This is a genomic window from Alteromonas infernus (genome assembly GCF_902705815.1).
In genome coordinates, this window is the sequence record NZ_CACSIG010000075.1 from 159,044 (window position 1) to 175,752 (window position 16,709).

Consider the following 16,709-nt stretch of genomic DNA (forward strand, 5'->3'; position numbering starts at 1 on the left):
TTATTTCTTTACCTCAAAAATAATACTCTAATGAAAATTCAATATGATCGTCTCTCCTCAAAAAGAAAAAAGGATCATCTTGGTTGTTAGACGAAAAGAAATACCCATCAAGCTTCCATCGCCAATTCGCCGATAGCCTGCTACTCGCCTCAAGGTACGCTGAGTAAGTAGACGTGTCATCTAAGTCTTGTACAAACCCCATTAATATTTCAGTGCCAGCAATATCATTAGCTGTAACCCGTAAGCCAAGCATAATGTCGTTTTGCCCCGTGGCAAAGAAATTATCTTCTCGCTCATCGTACTGATACTCGGCTAGATAGCCCAGACCATACCTGCTCCCAAACACCCGCTCTTGATTGTACTCAAAGCCTGCGACAACTGCCGCAAAGTCTTCAGACTGCCCTTTACGATAGATACTTTCTAATTTAAGTAGCCATGCACCACTTACTTTGAGTAAATCTAGTCCAACTTGGTCTATTTGAGCGTAAAAAGGATTAATTGATAAATCACCCTTATCTGAGAAATTTGTTACTAACTCAGGCTCTCTTGTTGTACCTGAAAAATACGACAGTCCAACTTCCCAATCGCCAATTGATGACTGCCATCGCAATGCATAGTCCACGTTATTTTGTTCGTTTGCGGATTCGTAATTAGCATCAGTTATTGCTACAGGTGGGCGAAGCCGTCCTTCTGAACTTTGGAAGGTGCGTTCACGGAAATAAGGCATAACGAATACCGAAAAATTACCATAGCCGGAAAAATAGGAAAAATTTGCCATTGGCTGACCCAACTTAGCTTCTCCGTCTACTGACTCGACCCAGTCAGTTTGGTTAATGATGTCGACAAGGTGAAGAGATTCAGTTTGTCCCCAAAACACTTTACCTATACCTACTTTTGTTTCCCAATTTTCTTGGTAATGTGCCCACTGCAGCTCTCTAATATCGCCATGAGAACGTTCGTCATCATGTTCGTCAACTCGATAGAAGGGCTTAAAAAGCAGAGCGTCTTGCCCATCGTTAAACTCACCATATATTTCGGGAGAAATAAAAAGCGAGCCGTAGGTGCGTTCCTGCTGCACGTACAATGCGTCTTGAAGGTAATAGCGCAAATCTATACCAGCAGAACCAGTTACCTCTATGGCACTTACCGAATGTAATAACCCTAGAGAAAGCGTAAACGTAGCTACTTTCTTATTCATCTAACTCTCTTCAAACTATTTTTATCAAAGTCACTTTCTTTTAGAGCAGTGTCGAATGACATTTCTTCAGTGAAGAGAGATGTGGACTTTTTAGTTTGAACATTTCGCATTAAACTCTTCATAGGACGCCAGTATTTATTTTTATATAGCTGATAATCAGATAATAAAAGTGCTTTTAGCAACGCCTCTTTTCTATCGTAATACTCAACTTTCTGTACTCGATAATGGGATTTATCTATCCACACCTTTTGATAAGAATAACCAGAATAGTCGTACTGAGGAACTTGCTTAAGGACAAAGCAATCTTCCCCATTTATCGTTTCTTCACCCAAAAAAGAATAAGAAAACTTTTCCACCTCATAGGATGTCATGTCTTCAAATGCAAATTCACTCCCGACAAAAGGGCCACTTTTACTTTTTGATGAAATGCGCTTTACCCGTTTCAATGCGGGGAGGAATATCCATTGTTCATCAGCCTCCAACGCGTGCGAGAAGCTAAGAAAGGCGGTACCTTTCACATCGCGAGGCGATTCAAAAATAGTCAGCGCCTTATCTCCATCATCCACAACTTCTAAAGACTTCACTTTGAGCTTTCTTTTTGCCTCTCGTCCTTGCGAGTTTTTAAGCACCATTAGGACTTTAGCTTCATTTGTCCCCCAGCCAATATCCCTAGTTTTGCGCTCTTTAGCTATAGCAATCGCTTTTTCATCACCTTTTATTTCTGCTGCTAACGCTTGATTTGCAAATAAGCAAACCACAATGAGTAAAAGAATATGCGAAAAGTTCTTCATATTAAGATTCCTTTTGGACTGTCTTCGAGTCTCCAACCCACGCCAGTAACGCAGGTAAAAAAATAAAATCGACGAGCAGCGCAGCCAAGATAATAATGATTGTTAAAAGCCCCATATGGGCATTGAGAACAAAGCTCGAAGATGCTAACACAGCAAATCCGATGATAAGCACCACTGTTGTTGTCGTAAGCGCCATCCCCACAGTCTCGAAAGCATAAACGACACTTTCTTTTGCCGATAGGCTATTTGACTTAGCCACCTGATACTTGGTTAAGAAGTGGACAGTGTCATCTACAATAATACCCATTGTCATACTTATAACCACTGACAGAGCCATATTTATTTCACCTGAAATCATGCCCCAAACACCGAACCCAATGGCCGCAGGCAATAAATTTGTTACTAGGCTTATCCCGCCTAACTTTATCGACTTCAATGCGAATAATATGAGTATTGAAATGAGTACCAGCGCAAATACACTTCCCCATACCATATTCTTCATATTGCGTTCACCAATATGAGCGAACATCAATGGCGGGCTCGCTGCCTCGATACGATAATCAGTAGAGCGACTGTGAAAAAAGGTTTTAGCATCTCTTTCTAGTGCCGTGATATCGCGACTTCCCAAATTATCTGTGACAGCAATGACGCGAAGCGCCGACTTATCAATGTCAATTTGGTTACCTAAGTCCAATCCAAACGGCAAAGACATTTCATACAACAACAAATACTGAGACGCGAGATCACCGTCAGAAGGAATTACTGCGAACTCTGCGTTATCTCCATTCATGTTCCGATTAAGCCTTTTCAGCGTATCGGTAAATGTTAGCACATGGTTAACCTCATCTCTTGCCCGCAGCCAGTCCGTAAATGCTTCAATTTCATTTAGAAACTGGGGCTCAGTAATACCGTATGACTTATCCGTGTATATTACGAAATCTATATTCGACATACCGCCAAGTTTTTCTTCGTTTACTTCAACCGCTTGCCTAAAGGTACTGCGCTCATCAAAGTATTTCACCGCTACATCGTTTAACACATTATTCATTGCAAATAAGCTTATAGCGACAATAACAAAAAGCGACAAAGGCAGTAACAAACGATATTGGCGATTGATTACAGCCGCCCAACGGGTAAATAATGAGTTGTTTACCGCAGTCGCAGATTTCAGCGGGCGAAACGTCAGCAATGACGGTAGTAGAGTTAGCGAAAAGACACAGGCCAGCATTACACCAAAGGCTGTCATATTTCCCAGGTGAGAGAGAACAGGCACAGCTGAAAAGTTAAGCATTATGAAACCGATTGCTGTTGTTATGCTCGTAATAAATATCGGCTTTTTGTTTACTTCAATACTTTTTTGAATCGCCTCTTTATTAGCAAATCCTTGCCCAAGAAAATACTTAACTCCAACGATAATATGGATGCAATCTGCAACCGCAAGCGTTGTAATCATTGTCGGCACATTTACCGTTGCCGTGCTTAAATAAACGCTGAACCAGCCAGTTACCCCAATGGTAATTGCGACTGAGACCATAACAATTATGAGTGTAAATACTGCAGCCCAAAGCGATTTAACAATTAACATAATCGCAATGAAAATAAGAAGAAACATCAATGGTATCAATGTCTCTGCATCTTCTTGAGCAGCGACAGCAAACGCGTCGTTCATTACTACCATGCCATTGAGATAAATTTTGTGCTGAGGGTATTTTTCTTCAAATTGCCGTTTCATCTCTTTCGCTACAGCAGCAATTTCGATAACTTCTTTGGTTTGGTCTCCGTCAGGTAACTGAATTGTAGTATCAATTACCGTAACATCTCTGTCCTTGGAAATTAATCGGCCATAAACTTCTGGGCTATCAGAAAGAACTTGGCCAATATTCGAAAGATCTACATCGGCAAGGCTCTCGATAGAAATTAAATCCTCGACGATGAGGTCGCCACCGTCATCATAGGTGTACTGATAATTTGATATCGATTCAACTCTTGTCGATAGCGGAAGCTGCCATGCTTCTTCAGTAAGTTCTACCACCAAATTAAGTGTAGAAGACTTTAATACCTCACCGTCATCAGGAACAACCATAAAAGCAACATTTTCGCTTTTATTGAAAATATTTTGCATTTCTTCGAATGCCATTCTTTGCGGGTCATCTGGTTCAAAAAAAACCTTGTAATCCCCCCGGAAATATAGATTCTTTGCGCCGATGAGAGAAGTAACAGTTAGCAACAGAACCAAAATAACTGTAAAAACAGGAGATTTAATAGCAAATGGCGGGCGATTAGAGTTGTGAGTCATCACAATGTCCTTCGTTTTGTATAAGTAAATTCTACATTTAAAAAAGGAATTAACATAACTGACTCATTCATTTAATTACCAAGATAATTTAGTAAGACCTGCACGCTCTAAGGCTCTTAGCTTTTAAAAAAAATATATCCTATTGATATAAAAGAACATTAACAGTTATTAATCTTAATTGAATCAATTACTTTTGATCTTTTGTGAAATTGTTGTAGTATCTACTAACACAACTGGTCAGATGAGCGGATGAGTTATTATGAGTATCAGAACTAGCTTAAAAAAAGTATTACCCCCAATTTCAGTCACAGAACAAGAAGCCCTAGACGCGGGTGACGTGTGGATTGAATCTTCTATTTATCAGGGTAAGCCTGACATGCAGGCGTTACGCGATATCCCTCAGGCAAAACTGAGCGCAGATGAACAAGCATTCATGGATGGTCCAGTAGCTGAGCTACTGAACATGATCGATGACTTCGAACTAGGTAACGGCAAGCACATTCCTCAGGAAGTGTTAGATTTTCTAGGTAAGAACCGTTTCTTCTCTATGATCATTCCAAAGAAATTTGGTGGTCTTGAGTTCAGCCCGTATGCAAATTCGACAATCGTTGCAACAATCGCAGCGAAAAGCGGCGCAATCGCTGTAACGGTTATGGTGCCTAATTCATTAGGTCCGGGCGAGCTTCTAATGCATTACGGTACGTCAGAGCAACAAGACTACTGGTTACCACGTCTTGCTGATGGCCGCGATATTCCGTGCTTTGCACTAACAAGCCCAGAGGCAGGTTCAGACGCAGGTGCTATCCCTGACGCGGCAATCGTGACTAAAGGCGAGTTTAACGGTGAAGAAGTACTTGGTCTTCGCGTAAGCTGGGACAAGCGCTATATCACGCTTGCTCCGATTGCAACCGTACTTGGCCTTGCATTTAAAGTATTCGATCCAGACCAACTTCTTGGCGACAAGCTAGAGCTAGGCATTACTTGTGCCCTTCTACCTAAGTCTCACCCAGGTGTTGAGCTAGGTAACCGCCACGACCCAATGGGTGTGCGTTTCTACAACGGTACTACTCGTGGTCAAGACGTGTTCATTCCAATGGACTTTATCATTGGTGGTCAGAAGAACATCGGTCGTGGCTGGCAGATGCTGGTTAGCTGCCTAGGTGCAGGTCGTGGTATTTCACTTCCAGCAATGGGTGTAGCTACCGCACAGGCTGCGTTTAAAGGCACGGTTGAGTATTCATTCGTACGTGAGCAGTTTGGCCTTCCCATTGGTCGCTTCGAAGGTATTCAAGAGAAAATGGCTGACATTGCAGGTAAGACATTCTTACTCGAAGCAATGCGTGTACTAACAACTGAAGGCTTAGGCCTAGGCGTCAAGCCATCTGTTGTTACGGCTATTGCCAAATACCACATGACTGAACTTGGTCGTGACGTGATGAACTCGGCAATGGATATCCAAGCAGGTAAAGCGATTCAGCGCGGACCTCAAAATACGTTGGCCGGCGGTTACTCTGCACTTCCAATTGCGATTACGGTAGAAGGTGCAAACATTCTAACCCGTAACCTTATGATCTTCGGTCAAGGTGCAATGCGTTGTCACCCTTACCTGAAAGATATGGTTGACCTAATCCACAGCAACGAGAGTTCTGCGGATGCTGAGTTCAACAAGGTACTTCGTAAAACAGTTGGCTTTAGTGTTAAAAATGCGTTCCGCAGCCTAGGTAAAGGCTATCTTCCTTTCCTACGCGAGAGTGAGTCTGCACTACCTGAAGTACGCAAGTACGAAAAGCGTGTAAACAGCATCTCAGCGAAGCTAGCACCACTGGCTGACTTGTCGCTAGCGGTACTAGGCGGTGACCTTAAGAAAGCCGAGCTTTTATCTGCACGTCTAGGTGACGTAATGAGCTACCTATACGGTGCAATGGCTGCGATTCGTTTCTACGAGCAGCGTATTGAAGATAGAAAACTTGCACTACCGTACTTCGAGTACGCTATGCAATGGTCTTTACAACAAGCTGATCAGGCAATTGTTAACTTCATCAACAATTTCCCGAACACAGCAACACGTGGTCTAATGCGCCTACTTACCAACACTTACACCAATAGTGTTGCAGGTATTAGCGACGACCTAGTACGTGAGCTTTCAATTGCATCTATGCAAGATAACAGCGTGAAAGACCAGCTTACGCACCTTGTTCGCGTATGCCCTGGAGACGGTAACGATATTAATGAGCAAGCGTTTAAAGCGAAGCACGCGGTTGCGCACCTTCTTGGTAAAGTGCAAAAAGCACTGCGCAAAGAGCCTGTTGTGCCGTTCATCTCATTTGAACATGCGCTTAATAAGCTTCAAGAAAAAGGCGTGGTTACCGCTGATGAGGCGGCTAAGCTTCACGACTATAATGAAAAGCGTAAGTTAGCGGTTCGCGTTGACGAATACACGTTTGATATGGAACTTGTTCCTGCATCACAAACGCTTAAAGCGATTGACGGCGGTCAAAGCGCGGCATAAACGCCGAGTTAAGACCTAGCGTTATATACCTGTAAAGCCCCATCCTTCGATGGGGCTTTTTTATTTACAAGAAGTCCCCCCTCTTTATATTGTATAGTTTCTGCTCTACCATTAGGCTATCGAAATATTCTTATTCAAAGGTTTAGGTAGTGGAGACAACACTCACAACTCTCAAAAAAGGTGTTCTACACTTAATTTTTCTTTTACCACTCTCTCCCCTATCACATGCAGAAGTCATTGCTGAGCCCGGCACGCTAAGCCATGAAGTAAGTCATAAGGAAAAATACGTTGTAGGACATCTCAATCATCCCCGGGTTAATAGTTTTTATAAGCCGCTTATCGAAAGAGCTTATCGCGATATTGGTATTGAAATAGTGTTTGAAACTGTAGGGGGTGAAAGAGGTCTCCGTCTACTAAACGAAGGCATGACAGATGCGGATGTCATTCGCTATGATGTTGTGAGTCAAGCGGATAACAATATTGTGATTGTACCGCCGGCACTCTCTCACGGAGCATCGTTTCTTTTATGTATTCGCGGGGCAGAATGTAATAAAGACATCATTCAAAACCCTGATAAGGCCATTGCTGCAACCACCCGCTTTTTTATTAATATGCGCGCCAAACCGGGCGAGTTGAATGCGAATATCTTTGAGTTTGATGACTTTAATCATGTTATTGGTTTATTACTCAGTGGTCGCTTTGATTATGCCATTATGCCCAGTGACTTCTCTGAAAAAGCGATTTTTGAACAGTCAGGCATTGAGTATATTCCGCTTGTTAAGCACGAATTAGTACACGTAATCAACAAAAAGCACGCCCATTTGGTCGATGATTTGTCGGCGTCTATAGCCAAGCAGCTTGCATTATTAGACACTGAAGAAACTGAATAAAATAAAAAAAATTGCCCACATAGAATGTGGGCATTTTTAATCTCTGCGTATCAGCGCGTCTTTACGCTGAATCACTCGATATTAGTCGAACATGTACTTAAGTGATAGTACTGTTGTACGGCCGTTTAGAGGGCGAGCACGAACATAACTACCTACTTCCGCTGAACCTTCTTCTGACTCAGTGATGATAAATTCATCAGTTGCATTGTTCATGTTAAGTGAAACCGAGAACTGATCATTAACCCAATAAGTAGCAAACAGGTTAACAAGGGTATAGCCTTCTTGTTTAAGGTCGTTGTTATCCTGTACATAGTACTCTGTAGAGCCTTGTAGTGATGCACCAACAGACCATGTGTCAGTTACGTACTCAGGTGTGATTGTCCAAATCCAGTCGGCTTGACGGCGAGGCGTGTTCCCTACTAGCGCTGGATTATTCACATCGTCGCTAATTTCAGCATCGGTCCACGTAAGGTTACCTGACATTACGAAGTTATCCGTTGCATTCCAACGACCTTCAAATTCAAGACCAGTCGCTTCGTACTCGCGCATGAACGTAAGGCCGCTGGTTACTTCTGCTTGGGTATCTTCTGTAACCGTATCGAATAACGTTGCGTTAATCATTAGGTCTGACGTACCGTACTTGTAGCCAATTTCAAACTGTTTGGTTGTATCGTAACCCGACGTTGTACTGGTTAGGCTACCGTCAGCATTCAACGTACCGCCAATTTGCAGTAGACGGTCAGCAATAGCACGGCCACCTTTTGAGTAACGAGCAAAGAAGGTTTGGCTATCGCTTAGCAAGTAAGAGCCACCAATAGAGTAAGACGTATTGTTAGCACTGTAATCTACGATTTGTGATGCTGCGCCAGCGCGGTTAAGGTTAATCACGCCGCCACTGATAAAGCCACTGTTCGTTGCCGATGCATCTTCAATTTGCTCAATAACCCCGTTACCGTTTAAGTCAAAGTCCGCATTACCACCACAGCATGAACTAATTAGCTCACCCGAGGCTTCTGTTGTATCGTGACGTACCGACGCATCAATCAAGATGTTATCAGACAGCTCGAAACCAACGTTCATGTAAGGGGCTTTCGTTACGTAATTTAAATCCCATTCCCAAGAAAGGAAACTTGCAGACAGTAAACCATCTGACACAAGCTCAACGCCATCTGCGTCAGTGATAGTTAGCAACTGTGAATTGTTACCATCAAGGGTTTGGATAAATGTCTGCCAGCTAGACCAGCTTGTCGCGATATCTTGGTTTGAGTAGTAGTAACCCACAGTTAGGTCGATACCGTTATCAAACTCTTTACGCAAGCTAAAGTCGTTAATCATGTTACCTAAGTCATTAATGCGCGTATCAAACTGCAAGTTTGTGAACGCCTGACCGGTGTAAGTCTCACCTGCGCCTGGGCCGTTAGCAAGTACAACGCTGGTGCTATCACAGTTAAGCGCGTTTCCATCGCCATCTGTTGCACCACTACAAAGCGCTGAAGCGAAGTTTGATACGTCACCTGGGCCTGCTGGGAAACCGTCGGTGAATGGCGCGATAAAGCCACCCGAGATATCTGAAATACGGAACTTGTTTAACAAGAACAGGTTTTCAGCAACTTCTAAATCAACCTCTACGCCAAATGCGTTTACTTTTGACTCGATGCCGTCACGAACATCACGGTTCTCAGGGTTGCCATAGCTGTCAAAAGTAGAAATATTTGTGTTGTATGCAGAGTTTAGTGCTTGTGAGCTTGCATCATACCCTGGCACAGGGCCGTACTCGCCGTCACCTTTTACTAGTACAGGTGAAGGTAAGTATGTTGAAACTTTGTCATCAAGATTTTTATAGAAGAAACGGATATGACCGTTATCTAACATCTTAGTGATGTTGAATTTAACTTGGCCACCTTGATCACCGTTATATCCCGTCTCACGAGGGCCTTCGCCGCCGCGGGCAAAACCAGCGATGTGGTAGTAAAGATCGTCGTTGATTTCACCGCCGTAGCGGAAGTCTAAGCGGAACTCTTCGTAATCAACACCGAACGAAGTACCGATAGCACCGCCGCCAACTTCACCAGTATTACTGATTAAGTTGATAACACCACCTGGTGAGTTACTCGCAAACGTAGATGCAGAACCACCGCGCACTGCTTCTACGTTAGCTACCGACCAGTCGTAACGTAAAAAGTTGTCAGCATTACCGAAGTTGATGTCACCGTACTCTAAAACAGGCAAGCCATCTTCGTGAATTTGCAAGAATTTAGAACCACCTGTAGCTAGCGGAATACCACGGATGGTGATGTTTGCATTACCGCCACCACCAGATGACTCTGCGCGGATACCAGGAAGCGCACGAAATACTTCAGCAGTAGAGCGAGGAGCAAGCTTTAAAATATCTTCTTCGTCAAATGCGCTAACCGATACACTAGCTTCCTGCATAGTCGCACCGCCTGGCGCTGCAGTTACCACGATTTGCTCAAATTTTTCTTTAGATTTGGCTTCAGAATCTGCTGTCGCAGCGTCTTGAGCGATAACTGACCCAGAAAGCGCAGTACAAACGGCAAGTGTCAGTGCGTTGAGTGTGTGATGTTTTTTCATATTTTCTCCGGCAATGTGTTGGAGTTGTTAAATCCTAAGTAGCCGCTTCTCCTAACTACTAGGGTTGGTGGCAACACAAACATACTTAATCGATTAAGAATCTATAACAAAAAAACAACATTGTAAACATCCTGTGAAAAACTTTTATTGTATTAATTGATTTAGCGCAACTCTGCGGTAACAAAAATAAAAGTAAAATGCTTGTTTAGTAAAGAGTAATACGATGCTAGCGGCTTCTTCATTATCGATTAAGAAGAATTAATGATGGCAAATAAACGCATGCTAATTTCGATAAACCAATTTGAACTATGGTCCCATACACATTCAAACACAGAAAACGTACTATATTTAGCCTATGCTAAGTAACAGGTAGGCACTCAAAGGTCACGTGTTTGCCCTAGCGAGAGTTCTGAAGTAAATAAAATGGAACGGCATCAAAATGTCCGAAGGTTACACTGATTGAACACTAATCACGAATCAATCCCTAAGGTTGAAATAGAACGCGACACCACAGACATGTTAATAGGCAACAGTTTCGTCGGTTTTTTTGATGACTATATTTGCCTTTTCTGGCCTTGTCTTTTTCTTTGAAAGTGAATCCCCCGCTGCGTTTCACCAAAAGTTCCAGCTATGGGTAATTATGGTAGGCGTTTGCCTTGCGCGGTTAATAGATTCGATTTATTGGCGAATAAACCTAGCAGGCAGAGCTTACCGCCCACGTCCAGCGTTAATACGATTTGCTGCTGGCTTATATGTCACCGGCAGCTTGTGGGCGATTTACTCTGTTAGCGTTTACGACGCCATGTCTACCATTGAACTGGCGGCAACCATGGTGGTACTGGCTGCTATGGCGGGTGGCGCCGGGACCGTTCTTTCACCTAATAAAAACTTGGTAGGCTTTTATTCTACCGCCCTACTCGTGCCTATGTCTTTATGCGCTCTTCTCGATGAAAGCGAGAAGTTTTTTATTTTAGGGGTTCTTGGGCTGGTCTTTTGGTTTGGCATCTTTACCAGCGCATTTCGCTACCACAAGTTTTTTATTAACACGTTGCACCTCAAAGCTAAAAACAATAGTTTAGTGGAGCAAATGAAAGTTGAACGTAGTGAAACCGAAAAAGTTAATCAGTTACTTATTGCCTCTAATCAAAAACTCGATGCCTCAAATATAAACCTTGAAGCAGAGGTGGAGCGCAGAACGGCGGAGCTTTACCGACTTTCAAACAGAGATCCCCTCACTGACTTACTTAACAGAAATGGTTTTTTAAAGCACTTAAATAAACTTATCGATACCACTCGCGCACTGGAAAACTCGCTAGCCGTTCTTTTTATTGATTTAGACGGTTTTAAACAGGTAAATGACAGCCTAGGTCACAAAATAGGTGATATCGTGCTAGCAGAGATTGCCAAACGGCTGCGTAACTATACCGAAGACAATCACTTAGGACGTTGGGGCGGTGACGAATTTGTTGCTGTCATTCCCTACGCCAACGTAGACACGGCAAAAGCCGTTGCACATGCCATGCGAAGCGGCGTTACCGTTCCTATTGTTGCAAACGACAATCAAATAACGCTAGATGCGACCATTGGTATTGCCATGTTCCCCGACCATGGAGATACCGCCTTAGCTTTAATACAGCAAGCCGATCTCACTATGTATGACCAAAAGCGAAAGCACCGTGGGTCAATAGGCGTGTTTAGTGAAGCCTTGCACAAAGAGATAAAAATAGAGCAGCGTTTATGCGAGCGCCTTCGCTCTGCGATAGATAAAGGAGAGCTTGCGGTTCATTATCAGCCTATTATTGACGTTAGCACTAACGCGCTATCGTCGGTTGAGGCACTGTTACGGTGGACATGTGACAACGAGAAGATTCCTCCCACCGTTTTTATACCACTTGCTGAACGAAGCGGCTTGATGCCAGAGATTGGTGCGTGGGTATTGAACAGAGCACTTATCGACTTATCTCACTGGCAGCTTAATCAAGAGTTAGCAATATCGGTTAATGTATCGGTCGCACAGCTGCTCGACGACAGTTTTTTCAAATCACTAGACAATGCCCTCTTATCTACGAAAGTATCACCAGAGCGACTGCATTTAGAGGTAACTGAAAGTGTATTTGCCATCGATAAGAATGTCGTGAGCAGAAGAGTAAGCGACCTTGTTAAGCGCAATGTAAAGATATCTATTGACGATTTTGGTACTGGGTATTCTTCGTTAAGCCGACTTCAGTCGATACCATTTGACTTTATAAAAATAGATCGCTCTTTTGTACAGAATAGCTCTGAAGAGAGTGATACCATAATACGGGCTACACTTTTAATGGCAAAAGAGTTTGGCTGTAAAACCATAGCAGAGGGTATAGAGACCGACGAGCAAAGGCAGCACCTCGCCCGCCTCGGTACCGACTATTTGCAAGGTTTTTACTTCGCCAAACCTATGAATGCTCACGATTTTATTTCTTGGTATAACGAAAACTACTAACCACCATGGCGCAACTTTATTTTTACTACTCTGCGATGAACGCGGGGAAATCGACATCACTTCTTCAATCAGCATACAACTATCGCGAACGCGGTATGCACTCTATCATATACACTGCAGCGCTAGACGACCGTTACGGTGTGGGGAAAGTCACCTCTCGAATTGGGCTACAGGCCGACGCCAAGCTGTATTCGAAAGACGACGACCTGTTCACGTCAATTCGACTAGACTGTGAAAAGCGTAAACCGGATTGTGTGTTTATAGATGAAGCACAGTTTTTAACAAAGGCGCAAGTCAGGCAGCTTGTAGAAGCAGTCGATGAATTGGACGTTCCAGTACTTGCTTACGGCCTGAGAACTGACTTTTTAGGGGAAACCTTTGAAGGCAGCCATTACCTGCTTGCTTGGGCTGATAAACTGTTCGAATTGAAAACCGTTTGTCATTGCGGCCGAAAAGCTAACTTTGTAGTCAGGTTAGATGAAAATGGTAATGCAGTTAAAAATGGCGACCAAGTTCAAATTGGCGGTAATGACACGTACGAGTCTATGTGCAGAAAACATTTTAAAGCGCTAGTTTGGGATGAGTAAACATACTTTTAAGTAAGTATACTTATTTTAAATCTTCTTTCGTAGGCTAATAACCTTTTAGCCTACGTCATCTAAATTTTTTTCAACTTAGACCAATTGTTGATAGTCCCAAAAGCGACGTAATAGAGCTAACGCTTTAACAAGCCTTTCACAACACCCCATCTAGTTTTCTTATAAAAGCGCGCGACACAGACCTGACTTAAAGCATTAAGAAATACTTGCGCCAAGTGCAAACACCGACTACTGTTAAACTGCTGTAAATAATAAACTTTTGGTTAACATGCTCAGCAAGGACACACACATGACGCACTCTGATACATTTAAACCAGCGTTAATTGCGCTTTCCATCACAGCAGCTTTGCATAGCGGCGCCGTAAGCGCACAAGAGACATCCGAAGATGCAGAGGTGGAAGTTATTCAAGTTTCCGGTATTCGAGGCTCGTTGATGCGAGCGCAGGCTGTAAAAATGGATAATGACTCGATAGTAGAGGCCATATCAGCGGAAGATATCGGTAAATTACCCGACTCATCGATTGCAGAATCACTTGCTCGCTTGCCAGGCTTATCCGGTGAACGTGTGGGCGGCAGAACGTCAGGTATTTCGGTTCGCGGATTCAAAGAAGATTTTACGGGTACCTCTCTTAATGGGCGAGAGCTAATCGGTATAGGTGATAATCGCGGCGTTGAATATGACCTTTATCCTGCCGAAATCATGACCGGCGCAACCATCTATAAAACGTCAGATGCATCGCTTATCGTCCAAGGTATTGGTGGTACTGTAGATTTGCAAACCGTGCGTCCGTTAGCTGCACAAGAAACCCTTACCGTTACCGGCGTATACGAACTTGGTGGTAATGATTCAGATAACCCTGAATTTGATAACAGTGGCAACCGCTTCGCTCTGTCTTTTGTTGAAAAATTTGCCGATGACACCGTTGGCCTAGCCCTCGCCATAGCGTCGACAGAGTCACCCAGAAATGAAAGAAAATACGGCGTATGGGGTTACGGTGAAAACGATGACGGTCAAATACTTCCCTTTGGGCTCGACACCCAGGCCATAAGCCGCGTGCTTGAACGAGATACCATTTCAGCCATACTCCAATGGCGACCGACAGATAGATTAGATATCGTGTTTGATGCACTCGATATCGATTATTCAGACTCAGGTGTTATCCGCGGGTTTATCGAACCCTTTGCAGCGGCGAACGTAAGTGGTAGTGGCGTTAATAGCACAGGCACACAAATTAACGCCAACCCGGTTTTGCGTACTGACCCTGCGCAAAAAGACGGTGAACTTCAAACTTTTGGCTTGAATATTAGATATGATGTTAACGACGACTGGTCAGTTTCGCTTGATGTAGCCGATAGTGAATCAAGCAAACGAGATTTGCGCGGGGAATCTTATGCAGGTTTAGCACGCTCTGGCGCGCTTACCAACGACGAACTGGGTTCGCGCCAATTTCAAATGAGTGCCGATGGCATTTATTTTACTGATAGCAGTGGCCTTGATGCATTTTCAGATCCCGCACTATTGCAGTTAGCGGGGCCGCAAGTATGGGGTGGCGGAATGGCAAATATTGCCGACCAGTTTGCCTCTGATGTTTTACAGGCAAACGGTCAGCCTTACAGTTACTTCAACGCACAAGATGGCTTCTTAAATTTTGCTGACTTTGAAGAAGAGTTAACTACGGCACGCTTTGAAGCTGTAGGCTATGTTGACTGGGGTATCTTCAATACACTTACCGCGGGCGTTAACTACAGCGACCGAAGCAAAGCAAAAGATAATAAAGGCTTTTTTGCAACCGCGTCGTCTTACCCATTCTCCGAGGCTATTCCATCTCAATATCTATACAACGGTTTAACCGACCTTACATGGGCAGGTATGGGGTACGTTGTCGCTTACGACGGCTTTGCCCCTTATAACGACGGCGAATACACCTTAAATGATGCGGGCCTTCTAGAGCCAGACCGATTAGGTGATAGCTACACCATTGACGAAGAAGTGACCACGCTTTACGCCCAGCTCGATTTCGAAACAGAGGTCCAGGGCTTCAATGTCAAAGGTAATGTGGGTGCTCAATATGTTCAAACAGACCAAAGTTCAACCGGCTTCATCGGTATCGTTGGTGACAACTTTGCGGTGTGTGACGACGATGGTAACCAAGTTGTTGATGCAGGCTGCATCATTACTGACGGAGACGACTACTCTCACTTTTTACCAAGCCTTAACGTTAGCGTCGAGCTTAACGAAAATCGCTACTTGCGATTCGGTGCTTCAAAAACCATTAGCCGCGCCCGTATCGACCAGATGAAAGCGTCGGGCTTTGTGAAATTCGACCAAAATATAGAACTTATTGCCACACCTAATACTGAAGCTGCGGTAGAAGCGTATGGATCGCCTTGGTCTAAATTCTCAGGAAACCCAACCCTTCGCCCATTAGAGGCAAATAATTTCGATATATCGTTTGAAAACTATTTTGACGGCGAAGGCTATGTGTCCGTTGCGCTCTTCTATAAAGATTTAGTTAATTGGACCCGCGACGGCAACCAACTTATTGATTTTACTAATGATGCAACGAATGATGGCGCAAACTATTTCATTCCAGGCTTTCACGATAGGATTATTGACGTAGCGGGCAACTACGGCCCTGAGGATACGCCATACGAGGTAGGAGACTTAGTTACGCCTCCTGATCAAGGCTTTTACTCTTTCTTCGAAGATGGCCTTGAAGGTGAAATGAAAGGGATTGAGCTAACTGCCAATATTCCTTTGCGAATGCTCGCCGACGCATTAGATGGATTTGGCATTGCAGCATCTGCCACGATTTTAGACGCAGAACTTGAAGACGGCACCGCTATTCCAGGTCAATCTGACAATACTTACAGTATTACCGCGTATTACGAAATGAATGGTTTTGAATTCAGGGTTGCAGCAACCGATCGTTCTGAATTTTTAACGTATCAGCGTGGCGGCTCTAATAAAATTGAAGCGGCTACCCGTGACGCCGTAACGCAGGTAGATGCGCAAATCAGTTATGACTTTGCTGACAGCGGCATGGAATACTTAGCAGGCTTAAGAGTCTCACTACAAGGGGTGAATCTTACCGACGAAAAAGAAGAAACCATTGATGGTAATGGAATCGTTACGTTGCGCCGAGAGTTTGGCCCTTCTTATATGCTCAATTTAAACTACGCATTTTATTAGGAGTTACAGAAATACGTGGTGCCGTTACTATGCCAAGACTTAGTAGCGGCCCACAACTATTGAGACAGTGATTCTCAATTTTTCTATTTTGAAGCGTCTATACTGACGCCACCAGCACCTAATCAACCTACCCCATTAAAAGCACGAGAGGAGCGCTTTGAA

The 16,709-nt window shown here is 43.7% G+C and carries 9 protein-coding genes; 5 read left to right on the forward strand and 4 right to left on the reverse strand.

What is annotated here, in order from left to right; all coding sequences use genetic code 11:
- Positions 1–13: 13 nt before the first annotated feature.
- Genes ACX5J7_RS17775 through ACX5J7_RS17785 form a run of 3 tightly spaced genes read right to left on the reverse strand, consistent with a single transcriptional unit; the run spans position 14 to position 4,285 of the window.
- Positions 14–1,198 carry a hypothetical protein gene (locus ACX5J7_RS17775; protein WP_474376069.1) on the reverse strand — a complete coding sequence of 395 codons (1,185 nt, stop codon included), beginning with the start codon at positions 1,196–1,198 and terminating at the stop codon, positions 14–16.
- A complete protein-coding gene (locus ACX5J7_RS17780; protein WP_474376070.1) occupies positions 1,195–1,989 on the reverse strand; it encodes an outer membrane lipoprotein-sorting protein in 795 nt (264 codons plus the stop codon). The genes ACX5J7_RS17775 and ACX5J7_RS17780 overlap by 4 nt, the downstream gene beginning before the upstream one ends.
- Position 1,990: 1 nt before the next feature.
- Positions 1,991–4,285 (reverse strand): efflux RND transporter permease subunit, encoded by a 2,295-nt coding sequence (locus tag ACX5J7_RS17785; protein WP_474376071.1) that lies wholly within the window; start codon positions 4,283–4,285, stop codon positions 1,991–1,993.
- Between the two features lie 259 nt (positions 4,286–4,544).
- Between ACX5J7_RS17785 and ACX5J7_RS17790 the strand changes: the two genes are divergently transcribed.
- Positions 4,545–6,794: an acyl-CoA dehydrogenase gene (locus tag ACX5J7_RS17790; protein ID WP_474369630.1), complete on the forward strand. Its 2,250-nt coding sequence runs from the start codon at positions 4,545–4,547 to the stop codon at positions 6,792–6,794.
- Between the two features lie 149 nt (positions 6,795–6,943).
- Complete coding sequence (locus ACX5J7_RS17795; protein WP_498707742.1) at positions 6,944–7,684, forward strand: transporter substrate-binding domain-containing protein; 741 nt, start codon at positions 6,944–6,946, stop codon at positions 7,682–7,684.
- A gap of 81 nt (positions 7,685–7,765) precedes the next feature.
- Here ACX5J7_RS17795 and ACX5J7_RS17800 read toward each other — a convergent pair whose 3' ends face one another.
- Positions 7,766–10,276 carry a TonB-dependent receptor gene (locus ACX5J7_RS17800; protein WP_498707743.1) on the reverse strand — a complete coding sequence of 837 codons (2,511 nt, stop codon included), beginning with the start codon at positions 10,274–10,276 and terminating at the stop codon, positions 7,766–7,768.
- A 550-nt stretch (positions 10,277–10,826) separates the two neighbouring features.
- Here ACX5J7_RS17800 and ACX5J7_RS17805 point away from each other — a divergent pair.
- From ACX5J7_RS17805 to ACX5J7_RS17815, 3 genes are all read left to right on the forward strand, one after another.
- Positions 10,827–12,755 (forward strand): putative bifunctional diguanylate cyclase/phosphodiesterase, encoded by a 1,929-nt coding sequence (locus ACX5J7_RS17805; RefSeq protein ID WP_498707744.1) that lies wholly within the window; start codon positions 10,827–10,829, stop codon positions 12,753–12,755.
- Between the two features lie 5 nt (positions 12,756–12,760).
- Positions 12,761–13,342 carry a thymidine kinase gene (locus tag ACX5J7_RS17810; protein WP_015067686.1) on the forward strand — a complete coding sequence of 194 codons (582 nt, stop codon included), beginning with the start codon at positions 12,761–12,763 and terminating at the stop codon, positions 13,340–13,342.
- A 301-nt stretch (positions 13,343–13,643) separates the two neighbouring features.
- Positions 13,644–16,547 carry a TonB-dependent receptor gene (locus ACX5J7_RS17815; protein ID WP_498707745.1) on the forward strand — a complete coding sequence of 968 codons (2,904 nt, stop codon included), beginning with the start codon at positions 13,644–13,646 and terminating at the stop codon, positions 16,545–16,547.
- Positions 16,548–16,709: the final 162 nt, after the last annotated feature.

What these genes read in the sequence shown, in the direction of transcription:
- ACX5J7_RS17775 (WP_474376069.1), bottom strand. Translation starts at nt 1,198, where the DNA reads ATGAATAAGAAAGTAGCTACGTTTACGCTTTCTCTAGGGTTATTACAT.
- ACX5J7_RS17780 (WP_474376070.1), bottom strand. Translation starts at nt 1,989, where the DNA reads ATGAAGAACTTTTCGCATATTCTTTTACTCATTGTGGTTTGCTTATTT.
- ACX5J7_RS17810 (WP_015067686.1), top strand. Translation starts at nt 12,761, where the DNA reads ATGGCGCAACTTTATTTTTACTACTCTGCGATGAACGCGGGGAAATCG.
- ACX5J7_RS17785 (WP_474376071.1), bottom strand. Translation starts at nt 4,285, where the DNA reads ATGACTCACAACTCTAATCGCCCGCCATTTGCTATTAAATCTCCTGTT.
- ACX5J7_RS17800 (WP_498707743.1), bottom strand. Translation starts at nt 10,276, where the DNA reads ATGAAAAAACATCACACACTCAACGCACTGACACTTGCCGTTTGTACT.
- ACX5J7_RS17805 (WP_498707744.1), top strand. Translation starts at nt 10,827, where the DNA reads ATGACTATATTTGCCTTTTCTGGCCTTGTCTTTTTCTTTGAAAGTGAA.
- ACX5J7_RS17815 (WP_498707745.1), top strand. Translation starts at nt 13,644, where the DNA reads ATGACGCACTCTGATACATTTAAACCAGCGTTAATTGCGCTTTCCATC.
- ACX5J7_RS17790 (WP_474369630.1), top strand. Translation starts at nt 4,545, where the DNA reads ATGAGTATCAGAACTAGCTTAAAAAAAGTATTACCCCCAATTTCAGTC.